The sequence below is a fragment of the Candidatus Binatia bacterium genome, assembly GCA_023150935.1.
Taxonomy (GTDB): Bacteria; Desulfobacterota; Binatia; order HRBIN30; family HRBIN30; genus JAKLJW01.
Window position 1 is genome coordinate 1 of sequence record JAKLJW010000127.1, and the last position, 679, is coordinate 679.

1 pseudogene is annotated in these 679 nt (G+C 61.9%); it reads left to right on the plus strand.

The window, feature by feature from the left end:
* Positions 1 to 81: 81 nt before the first annotated feature.
* Positions 82 to 679: pseudogene (locus L6Q96_23305) on the plus strand (PCRF domain-containing protein).

The following is a 679-nucleotide window of genomic DNA, read 5'->3' on the forward strand; positions in this document are numbered from 1 at the left end:
GCGAAGGCGCCGGTTTCGCGGCGCAGATCATCGAGTTCTTCACCGCCGCTCCGCCGGCCATGGAACAGGCCGCGTAACGGGATGAAAGCCGAAACCGAAGCAGTCGTAAGCGATATCCGGAGTGCGCTGGCGCTGCTGAGGAGGCATCTTTGACTGGGACGTTTCCCTCAAGCGCCTCGACGAGTTGAACGCCCTGTGCGAGGATCCGAACCTGTGGTCCGACCAGGAAAAAGCCCAGTCCATCATGAAGGAGCGCACCCGAAAAATCCCTGAGCGAAATCAAGGCGAAGGCGGAGAAACTTCAACTGCAAAGCCTGCTCTCCGGCGAGGCCGACGGCAATGACGCGTTCCTTGAAGTCCATGCCGGTTCCGGCGGGACCGAGGCGCAGGACTGGGCGGAGATGCTGCTGCGCATGTATACGCGCTGGGCCGAGCAGAACGGATACAAGGTCAGCCTGCTGGAGCGCAGCGAGGGTGACGGCGCGGGCATCAAGTCGGCCACCGTCCGCATCGACGGCGAAAACGCCTATGGCTGGCTGAAGGCGGAAAGCGGCGTGCACCGCCTCGTCCGCATCTCGCCGTTCGATTCCAATGCAAGGCGGCACACGAGTTTTTCGTCGGTCGGCGTCTCCCCGGTCGTGGATGAAACCATCGACATCAAGATCGAGGAAAAAGACCT